We start from the raw sequence: 16,064 nt of genomic DNA, 5'->3' as shown, positions 1-16,064 counted from the left end.
GTTGAGGCCTTTGCTATCAGGGAAGAACGAGTGATGGGCGGGGAAATTTAGGCGGCGAGGGCGCGCCGGTAAATTTCCCCGGCGTGCAAACGTTCTAGCTCTGATAAAGCCGTTTCCTAAGGTAGACAATGACCATCTCTCGACGTGGGTTCATCGCAGGCCTGGCGCTGACAGGCGCTGCGGTGCCAGCAGCCTTCTATGCCCATCGCGAGCTGACGCGCGAAGAAGAATTCCCCATCACCCCCGGCGAAGCCACGGTGGACCTGGCCGACACCGCCGGCCAGCACCTGGCGAACACCCTGCGAGGGGTCTGGAACCTACGACTGGAAGGTCGCGACGCGGGCCTCAAGCGCTTACCGTTGCAAGGCCTGATGTTGCTGCTCGACATTGCCCCCCGTGGGCGCGGCCTGCGCGGCTACCTGGACACTGCCGCCAACCTGCGCGCCGAGGGTGAGCCTCGTTACCGGGTGCTCGGGGACCTGCTGACGGGTGAGGGTGCCGTGCTGTATTGGCGGTTGATCGACCGCGACTCGGCCGACGGCATACCCGCCTACGAATTCAAGATGACCCTTGATGAAGTCTGGGCCAACTTCGCCAATGCCGGCAGCGGCACCCTCAGCGGGCAGATTCTTGAGCTGGACCGGCCGCTCGCGCTGGTTGAGCGCGACAATCATTTTATCGCCCACAAGCAAGCGTTTCCTGAAGCGCGCGAACGCATCGGCCTCAACCCGGCCCTGTTGGCCTGGCTGATTGCTCCCGAGCACCGCTTGTTCCACCAACTGTGGCACGCCACCCGCGACCAATGGCACAAACTCTCCGAAGAAAAACGCGACGCTCTGCGCGGCATCGGCTGGCAACCCGGCCCGCGTGGCCAGGAGCGCGACGCCCGGGGCAAGCGCAAAGACCGCAACGGCTCGGGCATCGACTTCTTCTTCATGCACCGGCACATGCTCGGCACCGCGCGCGCCCTGCAGGATTTGCCCTCGTGGCCGCAATTCCCCGAACCGCAGCCGGCGCTGGAGCGTGATCGACTGGGCTTCCTGCGTTACTTCGACAACCACGACGGCTTCGCGCTGCCGCCCACGTGGTCGGCGCCGGATGACAGCGCCTACACCCAGTGGGTCAGCGACATCAAGGCCGCCGAGACCTATCACAGCAACTTTCAGGTGTGGGAGTCGCAGTACCGCGACCCCCGTTATTTGTCCAAACTGACACTCGGGCAGTTGGGTTCAGAGATGGAACTGGGCCTGCACGACTGGCTGCACATGCGCTGGGCCTCGGTGCCGCGTGACCCCTCCAACGGTGCGCCGGTGCCGTTCGCCCGTGACCCGTCCGACTTCGCCCCACGCTGGTACACGGCGCAGAACGACTTTCTCGGCGACCCATTTTCCTCCCACGTGAACCCGGTGTTCTGGCACTTTCACGGCTGGATCGACGACCGTATCGAAGACTGGTTTCGCGCCCATGAGCGCTTCAATCCGGGTGAAGTCCGCCGCATGCAAGTCAACGGCGTGGCCTGGTTCGCGCCGGGCCGCTGGGTCGAGGTGGGAGACCCGTGGCTGGGCCCGGACACGCATGGCTGCAGTACGACGCCGGGGTTGCAGAGGGGGCGGTCGATGGAAATGGACCCGGAGACCATGAAGCTGGCGCTGCGGATCACCTTTGGCGAAGACGACGGCATGTTGCAGGGGCTATTCAAGCGAGTGCCAAAGCGGCCCTGGTATGCGCGGCACCTGAAGCTGAAGCCGCGCGAGGTTTGAGTGCCCGGCTGCGCCCCGACAAGCCAGCGTCCTAGGGGCAGCGGTGCTTCATGGATGTGCAGCCGCGTCATCCGCCGTCGAATACAGCCACCGCAACAACGAATGCCGCCCACTGATCCCCAGCTTGATCGCTGCGCGTTTCAAGTAACTCTCAATGGTATTGACCTTCAATGCCAACTGCTCTGCCAGCTCCGGCGCCGTGCGCCCGGCCAGCAGCCCCAGGCACACCTCAAGCTCACGGTTGGACAACGTTAACCCCGACTGTACCAACCGCTCTTCAATGCGCCGGCGCAGGATTTCGATACCCTGGTTTTGCGGCATCACCGGGTCGCGGTCCTGACGGCACGGGTGGATTGCCGCGATGTGCTTTTCCACCAAGGGCAACAGCAGCGTGGAGAAGTCCTGCAGCATGCTGCGTTCCTGCGGCGAGAAACTGTCTGACGGGTGTGAGCGATACACCGACAGCACGTAGCGTACGTCGTCCTTCTGGCGGGTGAGGTGCAATTGCGCGGCGTGCGGTTTCCCGTTCAGGGTTGCCACCGAGTCGGTATAGACCGGGCTGATCTTGCGGCGGGGGTGCCCGTCGGTGCTGACCTGCAATTGGGTGATATGGGTGGCGTCCACTGCCAGTTGGGTGAGGATGAGGTCATGCAGCATGCGTGGGAAATGGCGACTGCCGGTGCTGGCGATGACCTTGCCAATATGAGGGAACAAGTGTGCGTTCATCAATTCGTCCATGAGGCGTGCAGGTACTCGGCTTTATAGCGGCGGGGATTGAGAGGCTAGCCAATGCGAACAACCTGCCGTGATAGTCCTTCCCGCCGGGACCTATGCTATTACAGCGTGGCGGCGGGAAGGGGATCCAATCTGAAAAGATCGGCTCAAGCACTCACAAATTGAGTACGACGCGGCGCGGCGCGCGCGCACTTGGCCAGTGCCTGCTGCACATCCGCCAGCAAGTCCGCAACGTCCTCAAGCCCCACCGACAGACGCACCAGCCCTTCGCTGATCCCGTGCCGGGCGCGTTCCTCCGGGGTGTAGGTGGAATGGGTCATGCTCGCCGGGTGCTGCGCGAGTGACTCTGCGTCGCCCAGGCTGACCGCGCGGGTAAACAGCTTGAGTGCATTCATGAAACGACGTCCCGTCTCGAGGCCGCCCTTGAGTTCAAAGGCAATCATGCCCCCGGGCATTTTCATCTGGCGCGTCGCCAGTTCGTATTGTGGGAAGGCGCGCAGCCCTGGATACGTCACCCGCTCCACGGCCGGGTGCGCCTGCAGGGCTTCGGCCACCGCCTGAGCGTTGCTGCAATGGCGCTCCATGCGCAGGGCCAGGGTCTTGAGGCCGCGCATCAACAGCGAGGCGTCCTGGGGCGACATCACTGCGCCGGTCAGATCCTTGAGACCTTGCAGGCGAATACGCTGAGCCAGGGTCTGGTTGCTCACCGCAATGCCCGCGGTGATATCGCCGTGGCCGCTGAGGTATTTGGTCGCCGAATGCACCACTACATCGGCACCCAGGTCGAGGGGGCGCTGCAGGTAGGGCGTGCAGTAGGTGTTGTCGACCACTACGGTCACGTTGGGCTGCTGGTGGGCGAGAGCCGCCACGGCGGCGATATCCACCAGTTGCAGGTTGGGGTTGGCCGGGGTTTCGCAGTAGATCATGCGGGTGGCGGGGCAGAGTGCGGCTTGCAGGGCGGCCAGGTCAGTCAGGTCGACGTGCCGCACCTTGATCCCGAATTCGCCGATGCCATGGTGCAGCAGGGCGAAGGTGCAGCCGTAGAGGGTCTGGCTGACGATCACTTCATCGCCGGGCCGCAGCAGGGTCCAGAACGTCGCCGCAATCGCGCCCATGCCGGAGCTGAATGCCACCGCCGCCTCACCGTTTTCCAGGGTCGCCATGCGCGATTCCAACAACGCCAGGGTCGGGTTGGAAATGCGTGTGTAGAAGTGGCCACTGGCTTCACCGGCAAAACAGGCGGCGCCATATTCGGCGGTAGGGAAAGCGAAGGTGGCTGACAGGTAAATCGGTGGCACGAGCGCGCCGTGGTGGTCCTTGGGGTCATAGCCATGGTGGATGGCGCGGGTAGAAAAGCCGAGTGCATTGTGTTTATTGTTCATGTCGGGCGCTCCCTATTTCCTACAATGCTATGCTCATAACCAGAGATGAACGTTGCATTATTTGCTGCTAATTCCTGCATTTTTGGATGAAATTCCTATAAAAATAACGAACAGAGGCACATTATGCCCGTCAGTCTGGATCGTACCGACAAGGCTCTTTTAAACGCGTTGCAAGGCAATGCCCGGCTCACAGTGGCCGAATTGGCCGAACGCGTATCCCTGACCACCTCGCCGTGCTGGCGGCGGGTGCGAAACCTGGAAGAGAGCGGGGTGATCAGCGGGTATCAGGCGATTCTTTCGCCCAAGGCGCTGGGGTATGGGGTGACGGCATTTGTCAGCATCATGATGGAGAGTCATACCCAGGAAATTGCCCGGGCGTTTGAGCAAAGGTTGTTGGAGATTCCGGAGATTGTGGCGTGTCACAACGTGTCGGGGCGGTATGATTTTTTGCTTGAAGTGGTGGCGAAGGATCTGGAGTCGTTTGGCGAGTTTGCGCGTGAGGTGTTGCAGACGTTGCCTTGTGTTAAGGAGATTTACTCCAGTTTTTCTTATAAGTCGGTGCGGGCGTTGCGGGTGATTCCGTTGCCGGGGTGATGGGGGTATATCCGTTATTTAGGTCACGGCCACCTACGGTTCCGCTCTTACAGCGGGTCACTTTTTGAAGAGCGCAAAAAGTAACCAAAAACGCTTGGCCCCAACACTCGGCACCTCGCTTAGGCTCGGTGTGCCCGAACGAAGGCTTGAATCCGTGGGTAACCCGGCGTCCCGCCGAGTTGCCTGCATCGCAGGCAAGCCAGCTCACACAATTTGGATCTCCATTCATCAGGCAGATATCAACCTTCTCTTGACCTGCTCTTGATCTGGCTTGTGATCTTGATCTTAGGCGCCCCGTCAAACACGCTGGCCGGAATTCGACATGGATTTGGGGGGTAAACCGGCAGGGATGCCGGTTTAGCCGCCCCGCGCCATGGATGGCGCGTGGCGGCGGCCCCCCAAATCCATGTCGGATTACGGGCACACCGAGCCTAAGCGAGGTGCCGAGTGTTGGGGCAAGAGCGCTTTGGTTACTTTCGCGCTTTTCGAAAGTGACCCGCTGTAAGAGCGGAACCATAGGTGGCCGTTACCTAAATAAGGGATATGTGTACCCAACCCAATCCCCCCCAAACAGCACGTACATCCAATTTTCCCCACCCCACCCCCTGCAAACTAGCCTCATCGCTGAAACATCAAGGCAGAGGGGCACCCCATGGACCCAGCACCAAAACCAGGCTCCGACGAAGTCGTCACCCTGGTGGTCAAACACCTGATCAAACAAGGCCGTGAAGCCGATTACGAAGCCTGGCTGCGCCGCATCGTGCGCATCGCCGGCGACCGTCCTGGCCATTTGGGCGTCGATGTGGTGCGCGGCAAGCAAGGCAAGCTGGCGATGTTCACCTGCATATTGCGCTACCGCTCCACCGACGACCTGGAAACCTGGCTCCACTCGTCCGAGCGCAATACCCTGATTGCCGAAGCCGCCCCGATGCTCGCCGACGGCGACAAAACCGAAATCGGCGCGGTCAACGAATTCTGGTTCAACCCCGAAACTGAAAACATCCCCAAGCCGCCACGCTGGAAGCAAGCCGTGGTCACGCTGTTTGTAATCCTGCCGCTGACCCTGCTGGTGCCGATCATCTGGGGACCGGTACTGCGCCTGCACCCGTTCCTCTCCAATTATGTAGTCGCCACCTTCCTGGTCACCGTGACGATCGTTGTGCTGGTGGTGTACCTGCTGATGCCGGCGGCTACCCGCCTGTTCGCTCCCTGGCTTGAAACCTCTGTTAAGGAAACCCTATGAACGCCGATCTGATTCTGTTCAATGGCCAGTTCCACACCGTGGACCGTGAAAACCCACGTGCAACCGCCGTCGCCATCAGCCAGGGGCGATTTGTTGCCGTAGGCACCGACGGTGAAGCCATGGCGCTACGCGGCAGCGGCACGAAAGTCATCGACCTCAAGGGCCGCACCGTCATCCCTGGCCTCAACGACTCGCACCTGCACCTTATCCGTGGGGGCCTGAACTACAACCTTGAACTGCGCTGGGAAGGTGTGCCGTCCCTGGCCGATGCCTTGCGCATGCTCAAAGACCAGGCTGATCGAACCCCTACGCCGCAATGGGTGCGTGTGGTCGGTGGCTGGAACGAATTCCAGTTCGCTGAAAAGCGCATGCCAACCCTGGAAGAACTCAACCAGGCCGCGCCGGATACTCCGGTGTTCGTGCTGCACCTCTACGACCGCGCCTTGCTCAACCGTGCCGCGCTGCGCGTGGCCGGCTACACCAAGGACACGCCAAACCCGCCGGGTGGCGAGATCGTGCGTGACAGCAACGGCAATCCCGCCGGCATGCTGGTAGCGCGGCCTAACGCGATGATCCTGTATTCGACCCTGGCCAAGGGCCCGAAACTGCCGCTGGAATACCAGGTCAACTCGACCCGCCAGTTCATGCGCGAGCTCAATCGCCTGGGGCTCACCAGCGCCATTGATGCCGGCGGTGGTTTCCAGAACTACCCCGATGACTACGCGGTGATCGAGCAACTGGCCAAGGACGAACAGTTGACGGTGCGCATCGCCTACAACCTGTTCACCCAAAAGCCCAAGGAAGAACTCAGCGACTTCAAAAACTGGACTGGCAGCGTCACCCTGCACCAGGGCGATGACTACCTGCGCCACAACGGCGCGGGCGAGATGCTGGTGTTCTCGGCGGCGGACTTCGAAGACTTCCTTGAGCCGCGCCCCGACTTGCCGCTGACCATGGAACAGGAGCTGGAGCCGGTGGTGCGCCATCTGGTGGAGCAGCGCTGGCCGTTCCGTCTGCACGCAACTTATGACGAATCCATCTCGCGCATGCTCGACGTGTTCGAGAAGGTCAACCGCGATATCCCGTTCAACGGTTTGCCGTGGTTCTTCGATCACGCCGAAACCATCACCCCGAAAAACATCGAGCGCGTGCGTGCCCTCGGCGGCGGGATTGCGATCCAGGACCGCATGGCGTTCCAGGGCGAGTACTTCGTCGAGCGTTATGGGGCCAAAGCTGCCGAAGCCACGCCGCCGATAAAGCGCATGTTGGCCGAAGGCGTACCGGTAGGGGCCGGCACTGACGCCACGCGGGTGTCGAGCTACAACCCATGGACCTCGTTGTACTGGATGGTCAGCGGCCGCACCGTCGGCGGCCTGGAGCTGCACGCCGAAGGCCTGCCGCGCCTCACCGCGCTGGAACTGTTCACCCATGGCAGCGCCTGGTTCTCGTCTGAACAGGGCAAGAAGGGCCAGATCAAGGTTGGGCAATTGGCGGATGTGGCGGCACTGTCGGCGGACTTTTTCAGTGTCGATGAAGAAGCCATCAAGTGGATCGAATCGGTACTGACCGTGGTCGGCGGCAAGGTGGTCTACGGCGCCGGCGATTTCGAAGATTACGCACCGCCACGGGTTCCGGTGCTGCCGGACTGGTCGCCGGTGGTCAAGGTGCCGGGTCACTGGCGTCCAAGCTCGACTTTGCAAGCTCAAGTTCACCAATGCAGCGGCCCGTGCGGCGTGCATGCCCACAGCCATGAAAAGGCGCGTCTTTCCAGCGTGCCGGTCAGCGACTTCCAGGGTTTCTGGGGTGCGTTTGGCTGCTCGTGCTTTGCTTTCTGAATCCCCTACATCCCACAGGAGTTACCCCATGACTTACAAGCGCTTGAACAAAGATGACGCCGTTGTCCTGTTGGTCGATCACCAGACCGGCCTGATCTCGCTGGTACAGGACTTCTCTCCGAACGAATTCAAGAACAACGTACTGGCCCTGGCCGACGTCGCTAAGTTCTTCAATCTGCCGACCATCCTCACCACCAGTTTTGAAAGCGGCCCTAACGGTCCACTGGTCCCAGAGCTCAAAGCCCTGTTCCCGGACGCGCCTTACATCCCGCGCCCTGGCCAGATCAACGCCTGGGACAACGAAGATTTCGTCAAGGCCGTCAAGGCGACCGGCCGCAAGCAGATCATCATCGCCGGCGTAGTGACTGACGTCTGCGTGGCGTTCCCAACCCTGTGCGCCCTGGATGAAGGCTTCGAAGTGTTCGTGGTCACCGACGCTTCCGGCACCTTCAACGAAACCGTGCAACAAGCGGCCTGGGCGCGCATGACCGCCGCCGGTGCCCAACTGGTGAACTGGTTCTCCGTGGCTTGCGAGCTGCAAGTTGACTGGCGCAACGACATGGAAGGCCTGGCCAACCTGCTGTCGCCGCGCATCCCTAACTACCGCAACCTGATGAACAGCTACTCGGCGTTTACGGCCAAGTAAGCTGCGCCACAGAACACCGCTGAACCCTGTGGGAGCCGGGCTTGCCCGCGATGGCGGTGTGTCAGCTGACAGCAATGTTGGCTGACACACCGCTATCGCAGGCAAGCCAGCTCCCACACTTGATTTGTGGTGTGGCGACATACCCGCTATAAAAACCACAAATGTCCACCGAGAAGCGACAATGAACCCCTTTGAAGACATGCGCCTGTTCTGCCAGGTCATGGAGTCCGGCAGTTTTACCGCCGCCGCCGAACAGCTGGGCCTGTCCAAGCAGTTCGTCAGCCGCCGCCTGATCCAGCTGGAAGATCGCCTGGGCGTGCGCCTGCTCAACCGTTCCACACGCCGCCTGGATGTCACGCCACTCGGCCAGACTTATTACGAATCCGCCTTGCGCCTGCTCAGTGACGTCGAGCAAGTGGAGCAGGGCATTGCCGGGCAGAACAGCGAGCCACGCGGCACCCTTCGCCTCAGCGCGCCGTTGTCGTTTGCCATGGCCCATTTGGGCTGCCTGTTGCCGCAGTTTTTGCAGCGCCATCCGCAGGTGTCGGTGGAAGTCGACTTAAGCGATCGCCCCGTGGACCTGATCGGCGAGGGCTACGATCTGGTGCTGCGCATTGGCACCCTGGAAGATTCCACCCTGATCGCCCGCCGTATTGCCAGCATCCCACGGGTGTACTGCGCCAGCCCCGAGTACCTGGCCCTGCGCGGTACGCCGTTGCAGCCCGAGGACCTGGGCCAGCACGATTGCCTGCCTTATGGCCATGGCCGCCAGGTGCAATGGCGCTTCAAGGGCAAGGTGCAGGCGCTGAATGTCAGCGGGCGCATGCGCGTCAATAACGGCGATCTGCTGCGCGATACCGCCATCGCCGGGCTGGGCGTGACGTACCTGCCGACGTTTATCGTCGGCGATGCGTTAAAGGACGGCCGCCTGGTCAGCGTATTGGATGACTTTGCCCCCGAAGCCCTGACGCTTTCGGCCGTTTACCCGCAACACCGGCAGAGTTCGCGACCGGTGCAGGCGCTGGTGGAGTTTCTGCGTGAATGCCTGGCTAGCGGCTGTTGAACAACTGCCGGATCAAGTTTGGCGTACTGCCGGTCCAGCGCTTGAATGAGCGGCGGAAGTTCGCCGCATCGTTGAAGTTCAGGTACGCCGCCACTTCGTCATTGCTGTAGCCCTTGACCTGGTACAGGTGCAGCGCCACCTGCTTGCGCACGCGGTCCACCTGCTGCTGAAAGCCGGTGTCGTGTTTGTACAGCTTGCGCTTGAGGGTCGCCGGGCTCATGGCGAAGGCGTGCGCGGCCTGTTCCAGGCTGGGAGGCTGGCGCACCTGCTCGCGCAGGTAGTCGTTGAGGCAGTCGAGAAAGCTGCCGGCAAAGCCCAACTGTTCGATCTGCTCGCGGGCTTGTCGGCGCGCCACCTGGCCGGCCGTGGCCGAGGCGCCGGGCCACGTGCGGGTGAGGTATTCGCGGGGGATGCTCATCATGTCCAGCGGCCGTTCGAAGCGCGTTTCTTCGCCCAGATGCACCCAGTACTGCTCAACATAACGCGGCTCGGCATGGCTGAAACTGCACGCCCACGGCAGACGCTCGCCGCTCAGCCATTGGCTCATGGCAACCAGCGAGGTCGTGCTGGCTTCGAGCAAAAAGCGCCAGTGCTCGCCGGCGCCGCAACTGTCCAGCCAGTAAAGGTAGGCATGGTGCTCATCCAGTTCCAGTTGCAGCGTGACCAACGGGCTGAGCAGCACCTGTTGCTGGATCAGGATTTCCAGGGCCTGATGCAAGTTCTGCGCATGGCCCAGGGCATGGCTGGCCGCGCCGTAATAGCCGGGCAGCAAGCGTTGGCCGAACAGGAAGCTGCTGTCGTCGGCGTCCAGCAACTTGCGGCTGTTGCCGATCAACCCGAGAAACTGTTGTGGGCTCAGTCGCGCGTTGCCGGCCAGGATATCCTCGTGGAACAGCCCGGTGCCGCGCAGCAGGCGATGGCTGTCGATGTCCCGGGACAACGCCAGGTCGATCAGCGTGGCGGGTTGATAGTGCCCGGGTATGAAGCGGCTGTCGGCTTCATACCAGTTGGTCTTAACGGCCATCTCAGGCACTTTTCGCCAGGGGCTGCTTGGCATGGGCCAGCGCCAGGTTAAGGCGCTTGAGCAAGTCGTGGGGCGGCTCGTTCAGTGCCATCACCACCGCGGTGGTCGCCGCCAGTTGCAGGCGTTCGCCTTGTTGCCGGGTCTTGTGCGCCAGGCCGCGCACTGCTTGCTGCAACTCCAGCGCAAGCTCCTTGGCCTGGCGCTCGCCGGTATTGGGCAGCAGTACCACAAAACGATCGCCGGCCAGGCGGCACAGCAGGTCCTGGCGACGCAGGTTGAGCAACAGCAAATGGCTGAGGGCCTGCAACACTGCATCACCCTCGGCATGCCCGTAGGCCTGGTTGATCGCGGCAAAGTTGTCCAGGTCCAGGGCCAGCAAGGACAGCGGTTGTTGCTGGTCGAGGCTATCTTGCAGGCTGTCGGCCAGCTGGCGCTTGAGATAGTCGGCGCCGGCCAGCGGCGTGAGTTTGTCGAACAACCGATGCTCGCGGAACAGCCGCTCGCGCTTTTCCATCTGCGCGCTGATCGCCAGTTGTTCGCGATGCCAGTGGTAGATACCGATGGTCAGCAGGATCATGCCCACCGGCATCGGCCCGGATTCGAGCCAGTGGTCCCAGGTGATGCTGTCAGGCAGGCGGATGAATTCGTCGAGGCTGTCGATCCACCACGAGAAGAAGATGCACGACAGGCCCAGCGCCAGGTAGTTGGTGACGCGCCCGGCCGGGCGGCTTTTCAGCACCAGGCCCAGCCAGACCAATGCCAACAGCGCGGATCCGCCTTCGCCGAAGATGTCCAGCCACACCCACTCGCTGAAGCTTTTCAACTCGCCGCAGGCCAGGTGCAGGATCAGCCCGAGGTTGGCGGCGATCAGCAGCAGCGAGAGTTTCCAGCGGTGGGGTTTGAGCACGGAAAACATGGCCGCGAGTCCTCTGATGATTCAGTCGTGGGCGCCAGCACAGCAGATGGATGTGACGGTTGCGTGACGGTGGGGAGGGGTCGAATCAGCTCACGGCATAAACACAATCCACAGGCAAACACCGTTCAAATGTGGGAGCGAGCAAGCCCGCACAGTTTGACCGAGGTCATTTCAGCTCATTTGTATGCTCGAACTCGCGCTAAACCCCGGTTTACGGGCCTTCGCGCCAACCCCTGTCACAGAACCGTCATCCCCCACCCCTAGCGTGCCCTCCCAGTTGCCGGGCCTCTTGCCTGGCGCCAACGGATTCTTGGGGAGGATTGCATGTACAAGCGCACCGGGCTCGTCAGCTTCACGCTTACTGCCTTGACCCTGGCGATGGCCAGCGAGCGGCTGAACGCAGCCGAGGCCACCACCACCGAGCACGTCGAAGTGATCGGCCAGGCTGCTGCCATTGACCAGGCGCTCAAGGAACAGCGCAGTGCCGACAGCATCAAGAGCGTGGTGCATGCTGACGGCGTGGCACAGTTGCCGGATGAAAACGTCGCCGAAGCGGCGCAGCGTCTGCCCGGTATCAGCGTCGAGCGCGACCAGGGCGAAGGGCGCTTCGTCAGCGTGCGTGGCCTGGGCCCGGACCTCAATAGCGTCACCATCAACGGCACCCTGGTGCCCGCCCCGGAAAGTGCTCGCCGTGCCGTGGCCCTGGATGTGTTGCCGTCGGAGTTGGTGCAGTCGCTGTCGGTGATCAAGACCCTCACCCCGGACATGGACGCCAACTCCCTTGGCGGAACCGTTGACGTGCAAAGCCTCTCGGCCTTTGATCACAAAGGCCTGTTCTACACCGGCAGCACCGAAGCCAGCTACGACAAGAATACAAGCCAGACCAGCCCGAAATTCTCTGGCGCCGCCAGCAACCGTTTCAGCCTCGGCGACGGCATCGACAACTTCGGCGTGGCCGCAGCGCTGAGCTGGCAGAAGCGTGACTTCGGCTCGGACAACGTCGAAACCGGCGGCGCCTGGGACTTCACCAACGGCGCCAAGCTCAATGAATTCGAACAACGCGACTACGACATCAGCCGCGAACGCGCGGGCGGCGGCCTGAACTTCGACTACAAACCCGATGACCTCAGCAGCTACTACCTGCGCACTCTGTACAGCCGCTACAAAGACACCGAGACCCGCAACTCCACCAGCCTCGAATTTTCCGCTCCCCAAGCGCCCGGCGAGCTGGGCGATGCCGAGGCCAAGCGCAAGCTGAAAAACCGTGAAGAAACCCAGGAAATCCAGTCCTACGTGTTCGGCGGCGAACGCATGCTTGGCCTGTGGACCCTGAGCGGCCAGGCCGGCTACAGCCAGTCCAGCGAAGACAGCCCGGCGCACATCGCCGGCGCCACGTTCGACGGCGGCGACGTTGCCAACAGCGGCTTCTACGACAAGGACAAGCCACGCCCGATCATCGGCAGCGGCTTCTACGACGCCAGTAACTTCACCCTCGACAAAGTCGATTGGGAAAAACAGAACACCAAGGACACCGAGAAAAACCTGCGCCTGGACCTGGCCCGCGACTACGACCTGAGCGGCTATGCGTCCCAGGTCAAATTCGGCGGCAAGGTCAGCCGCCGCAATAAGGACAACGACCTGGAGGCCTGGGTCTACGAAGACTTCGACACCCTCGGCTTTACGGCCGACTCGCTCAACCTCTCCCAGTTCCAGAAGGGCAACGTCGACTACCGCCTCGGCAACTACGGCCCCGGCATCAGCGCCAGCGGCATCAAGCAACTGATCGGCAGCCTCAACGCTGCGGATTTCTATGACGAGACCGAATCGCGGGTCAACGACTACACCATCAGCGAAGACATCAACGCCGGCTACCTGATGAACACCGTCGACATTGATGACTGGCGCTTCATCGCCGGCCTGCGCTACGAGGGTACCGAGTTCGAAGCCAAGGGCACCGGTGCCACCGACGGCGTGTTCACTGCCACCGAAACCAAGCGGCGCTATCACCACTGGCTGCCGGGCCTGCATGCGCGTTACCGGATCGACAAGAACACGCAAGTACGTGCGGCCTGGACCAAATCCGTGGTGCGCCCAACCTTTGGCCAATTGGCTCCGGGTTTTGTGATCGACGATGACGAAGCCACCTTTGGCAACCCGGACCTCAAGCCCCTGGAGTCGAGCAACCTGGACCTTGGCATTGAGCACTTCATGGGGCGCGCGGGCACCGTCTCGGCGTTCGTGTTCTACAAAGACATCAAGAATTTCGTCTATAACACCGACGTAGCGGGCACCGGCGGCTGGACCAACTTCGCCGAGGCGCACACCTACGCCAATGGCGACAGCGCCAAGCTGTACGGCCTGGAACTGGCCTACTCACAGAAGTTCGACTGGCTGCCCGTGCCCTGGAATGGCCTGCTGATCGGCGCCAACAGCACCTTCAGCCGCTCCAGTGCGGATATCGAAGGCTTTGATGCCGCCAGCGGTTCTAACCGCAAACGCAACATCAGCCTGCCCAACCAGTCCGACACCGTGGGCAACCTGATGCTCGGCTGGGAGGACGACACGCTCAGCCTGCGCCTGTCGGCCAACTACAAATCGGCTTACCTCTACGAGCTGGCCTCGATCAACGACAAGGCCCATGACTTGCACGTTGATGCGCAGACCTTTGTCGACTTCAGCGCGCGCTACTCGCTGACCAAGAACCTGCAAGTCAGCTTCGAGGCCCAGAACCTCACCGATGAGTCGTACTTCGTCTACACCGGCCACCGCAGCTACAACGGCCAGTACGAGGAGTACGGCCCCACCTACAAAGTGGGCCTGACCTTTACCCATTTCTAATAAGTACTGCATTTCAAAATGTGGGCGCTGGCTTGCCTGCGATTTCATCGACGGGGTCTGCCTGACACAACAAGGTGTCTGCATCGCAGGCAAGCCAGCTCCCACCGTTGATCTTCACTGTATTCGAAGGATTTGTTTGTTCATGAGAATTTCCAAGCTGTATTTGCTGATGGCCCTGGCCTCCTGCGGCCACGTAGTCGCCGCCGATCTGGCCCTGGCCCCTTGGGCACCAAGCCTCAACGCCGAAGCGATTGCCTTCCTGCCCAACGCCACCGAACGCCTCGCTGCCAGCACCCGCGACGGCCTGCAATTGCTCGATAGCAAAGGCGTGGAACTGGCTCGCTTCAAAGGCAATTTCACCGGCCTCGACACCCGCGCCGCCGGCGCCCAGGTGCTGGTCGCCAGCCTCGACAACGACCGCCAGCAAGCGCTGCTGGTCAGCCTTGATCCTTCCCGCAAAAGCTTTGGTAAACCGCTGTACCTGCCCACCCGCGACTACGCGGTGAACGGCCTGTGCCTGTACCGCGACGCGGCGGCCAACCTGTTTGTGTTTCTGGTAGGCGAGGAGGGCAAGGGCGAGCAATGGCTGGTGGGTAACGGTTCGACGCTGATGAGCGAGCCACAACGCGTACGCGGTGTGCCGCTGCCGCCCTCGGCGCAGTTCTGCCAGGTGGATGATGCCACCCAACAATTGGTCGTCAATGAAGAAAACGTCGGCTGGTGGGCTTACCCGGCGCACCCTGAGGCTGAGGTAAAACGCACGCCCGTGGCGCTGTTCGACAATCCCAAGCGCGAAGCCGGCGCTATGGCGTTGGTGCCGGGCGCAGTGGTCGCGCTTGATCCGAAGACCGCCCAACTGCACCTGTTCCAACACAACGGTGAGCGTTGGATCGAACACGCCAGCCTGACGCTGCCGGGCCTCAAAGAACCGGAGCAACTGACCATCAATGGCCAGCAAGTGCTGGTGCGTGATGACGACACTGGCAAGCTTTACCAAGGCACAGTCAACTGGCAGGCCAAGCCGGTGACGGTGGAGCCAGTGCTGCCTGAAGTCGCTGCTGTGCGCCAAACCGATCCGGTCGGCCGCCAGGGCGATGCGGCGGATGACCCGGCAATCTGGATTCACCCCGAGCAACCCGAGAGAAGCCGCGTGCTCGGCACCAACAAGAAGCAGGGCCTGCTGGCCTATGACCTCGACGGCAAGCTGTTGCAGGAACTGGCGGTCGGTCGGCTGAACAACGTCGATGTCCGTCCCAACTTCAAGCTCGGCGCTCAAACGGTCGACCTCGCCGTGGCGAGCAACCGCGATCACAACAGCCTGAGCCTGTTCAGCATCGACCGCACAACCGGAGAGCTGCGCGAAGCCGGTGAAGTGCCCACGCCGCTCAAGGAAATCTACGGCATCTGCCTGTTCCAGCCCGCCAGCGGTGAGATCTACGCGATCGCCAACGGCAAGGACGGCACCTTCCTGCAATACCGCCTGAGCGCTCCGGACGGTCGGGTGCAGGGCAAGCTGGTGCGCCAGTTCAAAGTCGACAGTCAACCCGAAGGCTGCGTGGCTGACGACCAGCGCCAGCGTCTTTTCCTGGGAGAGGAAGACGTGGGTGTGTGGGCGGTGGATGCCCGCGGCGACCAACCCGCCACGCTCACCAGCGTGATCAAGGTCGGCCCGCAACTGCATGCGGATGTCGAGGGGCTGGCGCTGTACCAGAGTAATGAGCGTGACTACCTGGTGATTTCCAGTCAGGGCAATGACAGCTACCTGGTGGTGGATGCCGAACCGCCGTTTGCCATGCACGGTGCATTCCGCGTCGGCCTGAATGCGGCTGCCGGGATCGACGGCGCCTCGGAAACCGATGGCCTGGAAGTCACCGCCATCAACCTCGGCGGGCCGTGGAGCAAAGGCATGCTGGTGGTGCAGGACGGGCGCAAGCGCATGCCCGAGCAGACCCAGAACTTCAAGTTTGTGCCGTGGGCCGATGTCACTCGCGCGCTGAAATTGCCGTGAGGCGTCATCCACCCGTCATC

Annotated in this window: 12 protein-coding genes; 8 read left to right on the top strand and 4 right to left on the bottom strand. The window is 62.0% G+C overall.

Annotation, left to right across the window (positions count from 1 at the left end):
* Positions 1-128: 128 nt before the first annotated feature.
* Positions 129-1,760 (top strand): pyoverdine maturation tyrosinase PvdP, encoded by a 1,632-nt coding sequence (pvdP, locus tag AACY30_RS00450; protein WP_339539371.1) that lies wholly within the window; start codon positions 129-131, stop codon positions 1,758-1,760.
* Positions 1,761-1,808: 48 nt separating this feature from the next.
* On the opposite strand, the gene AACY30_RS00445 is transcribed toward pvdP, so the two are convergent.
* Positions 1,809-2,486 (bottom strand): response regulator transcription factor, encoded by a 678-nt coding sequence (locus AACY30_RS00445; RefSeq protein WP_339539369.1) that lies wholly within the window; start codon positions 2,484-2,486, stop codon positions 1,809-1,811.
* 155 nt (positions 2,487-2,641) lie between these two features.
* Entirely contained in the window at positions 2,642-3,877 is a 1,236-nt protein-coding gene (locus AACY30_RS00440) for a methionine gamma-lyase (RefSeq protein WP_339439468.1), read from the bottom strand.
* Positions 3,878-4,000: 123 nt separating this feature from the next.
* Here AACY30_RS00440 and AACY30_RS00435 point away from each other — a divergent pair, with 123 nt between their 5' ends.
* The 5 genes from AACY30_RS00435 (at position 4,001) to AACY30_RS00415 (ending at position 9,258) form a co-directional block, all read left to right on the top strand.
* Positions 4,001-4,471: an Lrp/AsnC family transcriptional regulator gene (locus AACY30_RS00435; protein ID WP_339467285.1), complete on the top strand. Its 471-nt coding sequence runs from the start codon at positions 4,001-4,003 to the stop codon at positions 4,469-4,471.
* A gap of 652 nt (positions 4,472-5,123) precedes the next feature.
* Positions 5,124-5,714 carry an antibiotic biosynthesis monooxygenase gene (locus AACY30_RS00430; protein ID WP_339467283.1) on the top strand — a complete coding sequence of 197 codons (591 nt, stop codon included), beginning with the start codon at positions 5,124-5,126 and terminating at the stop codon, positions 5,712-5,714.
* A complete protein-coding gene (locus AACY30_RS00425; protein ID WP_339539368.1) occupies positions 5,711-7,549 on the top strand; it encodes an amidohydrolase in 1,839 nt (612 codons plus the stop codon). Before AACY30_RS00430 ends, AACY30_RS00425 begins: the two co-directional genes overlap by 4 nt.
* A gap of 28 nt (positions 7,550-7,577) precedes the next feature.
* Positions 7,578-8,195 (top strand): isochorismate family cysteine hydrolase YcaC, encoded by a 618-nt coding sequence (gene ycaC, locus AACY30_RS00420; protein WP_049712843.1) that lies wholly within the window; start codon positions 7,578-7,580, stop codon positions 8,193-8,195.
* A 181-nt stretch (positions 8,196-8,376) separates the two neighbouring features.
* A complete protein-coding gene (locus AACY30_RS00415; RefSeq protein ID WP_339539366.1) occupies positions 8,377-9,258 on the top strand; it encodes a LysR family transcriptional regulator in 882 nt (293 codons plus the stop codon).
* Here AACY30_RS00415 and AACY30_RS00410 read toward each other — a convergent pair.
* A complete protein-coding gene (locus tag AACY30_RS00410; RefSeq protein WP_339467280.1) occupies positions 9,245-10,282 on the bottom strand; it encodes an AraC family transcriptional regulator in 1,038 nt (345 codons plus the stop codon). The genes AACY30_RS00415 and AACY30_RS00410 overlap by 14 nt on opposite strands.
* Position 10,283: 1 nt before the next feature.
* Entirely contained in the window at positions 10,284-11,198 is a 915-nt protein-coding gene (locus AACY30_RS00405) for a GGDEF domain-containing protein (protein ID WP_339420409.1), read from the bottom strand.
* 324 nt (positions 11,199-11,522) lie between these two features.
* Here AACY30_RS00405 and AACY30_RS00400 point away from each other — a divergent pair, with 324 nt between their 5' ends.
* Both AACY30_RS00400 and AACY30_RS00395 read left to right on the top strand, forming a co-directional pair.
* Positions 11,523-14,036, top strand: coding sequence for a TonB-dependent receptor (locus AACY30_RS00400; RefSeq protein WP_339539364.1), 2,514 nt, complete (start codon positions 11,523-11,525; stop codon positions 14,034-14,036).
* 142 nt (positions 14,037-14,178) lie between these two features.
* Complete coding sequence (locus AACY30_RS00395; protein ID WP_339539363.1) at positions 14,179-16,044, top strand: phytase; 1,866 nt, start codon at positions 14,179-14,181, stop codon at positions 16,042-16,044.
* The last annotated feature ends 20 nt before the right edge of the window (positions 16,045-16,064 follow it).

Source organism: Pseudomonas sp. RA_5y_Pfl1_P24, from assembly GCF_963970945.1.
GTDB classification, from domain to species: Bacteria; Pseudomonadota; Gammaproteobacteria; order Pseudomonadales; family Pseudomonadaceae; genus Aquipseudomonas; species Aquipseudomonas tritici.
Note: the sequence above shows the minus strand (reverse complement) of the source record. Positions and strands in the feature narration are given on the sequence as shown.

What these genes read in the sequence shown, in the direction of transcription:
- AACY30_RS00405 (WP_339420409.1), bottom strand. Translation starts at nt 11,198, where the DNA reads ATGTTTTCCGTGCTCAAACCCCACCGCTGGAAACTCTCGCTGCTGCTG.
- AACY30_RS00445 (WP_339539369.1), bottom strand. Translation starts at nt 2,486, where the DNA reads ATGAACGCACACTTGTTCCCTCATATTGGCAAGGTCATCGCCAGCACC.
- AACY30_RS00435 (WP_339467285.1), top strand. Translation starts at nt 4,001, where the DNA reads ATGCCCGTCAGTCTGGATCGTACCGACAAGGCTCTTTTAAACGCGTTG.
- AACY30_RS00425 (WP_339539368.1), top strand. Translation starts at nt 5,711, where the DNA reads ATGAACGCCGATCTGATTCTGTTCAATGGCCAGTTCCACACCGTGGAC.
- ycaC (WP_049712843.1), top strand. Translation starts at nt 7,578, where the DNA reads ATGACTTACAAGCGCTTGAACAAAGATGACGCCGTTGTCCTGTTGGTC.
- AACY30_RS00410 (WP_339467280.1), bottom strand. Translation starts at nt 10,282, where the DNA reads ATGGCCGTTAAGACCAACTGGTATGAAGCCGACAGCCGCTTCATACCC.
- pvdP (WP_339539371.1), top strand. Translation starts at nt 129, where the DNA reads ATGACCATCTCTCGACGTGGGTTCATCGCAGGCCTGGCGCTGACAGGC.
- AACY30_RS00440 (WP_339439468.1), bottom strand. Translation starts at nt 3,877, where the DNA reads ATGAACAATAAACACAATGCACTCGGCTTTTCTACCCGCGCCATCCAC.
- AACY30_RS00430 (WP_339467283.1), top strand. Translation starts at nt 5,124, where the DNA reads ATGGACCCAGCACCAAAACCAGGCTCCGACGAAGTCGTCACCCTGGTG.
- AACY30_RS00400 (WP_339539364.1), top strand. Translation starts at nt 11,523, where the DNA reads ATGTACAAGCGCACCGGGCTCGTCAGCTTCACGCTTACTGCCTTGACC.
- AACY30_RS00415 (WP_339539366.1), top strand. Translation starts at nt 8,377, where the DNA reads ATGAACCCCTTTGAAGACATGCGCCTGTTCTGCCAGGTCATGGAGTCC.
- AACY30_RS00395 (WP_339539363.1), top strand. Translation starts at nt 14,179, where the DNA reads ATGAGAATTTCCAAGCTGTATTTGCTGATGGCCCTGGCCTCCTGCGGC.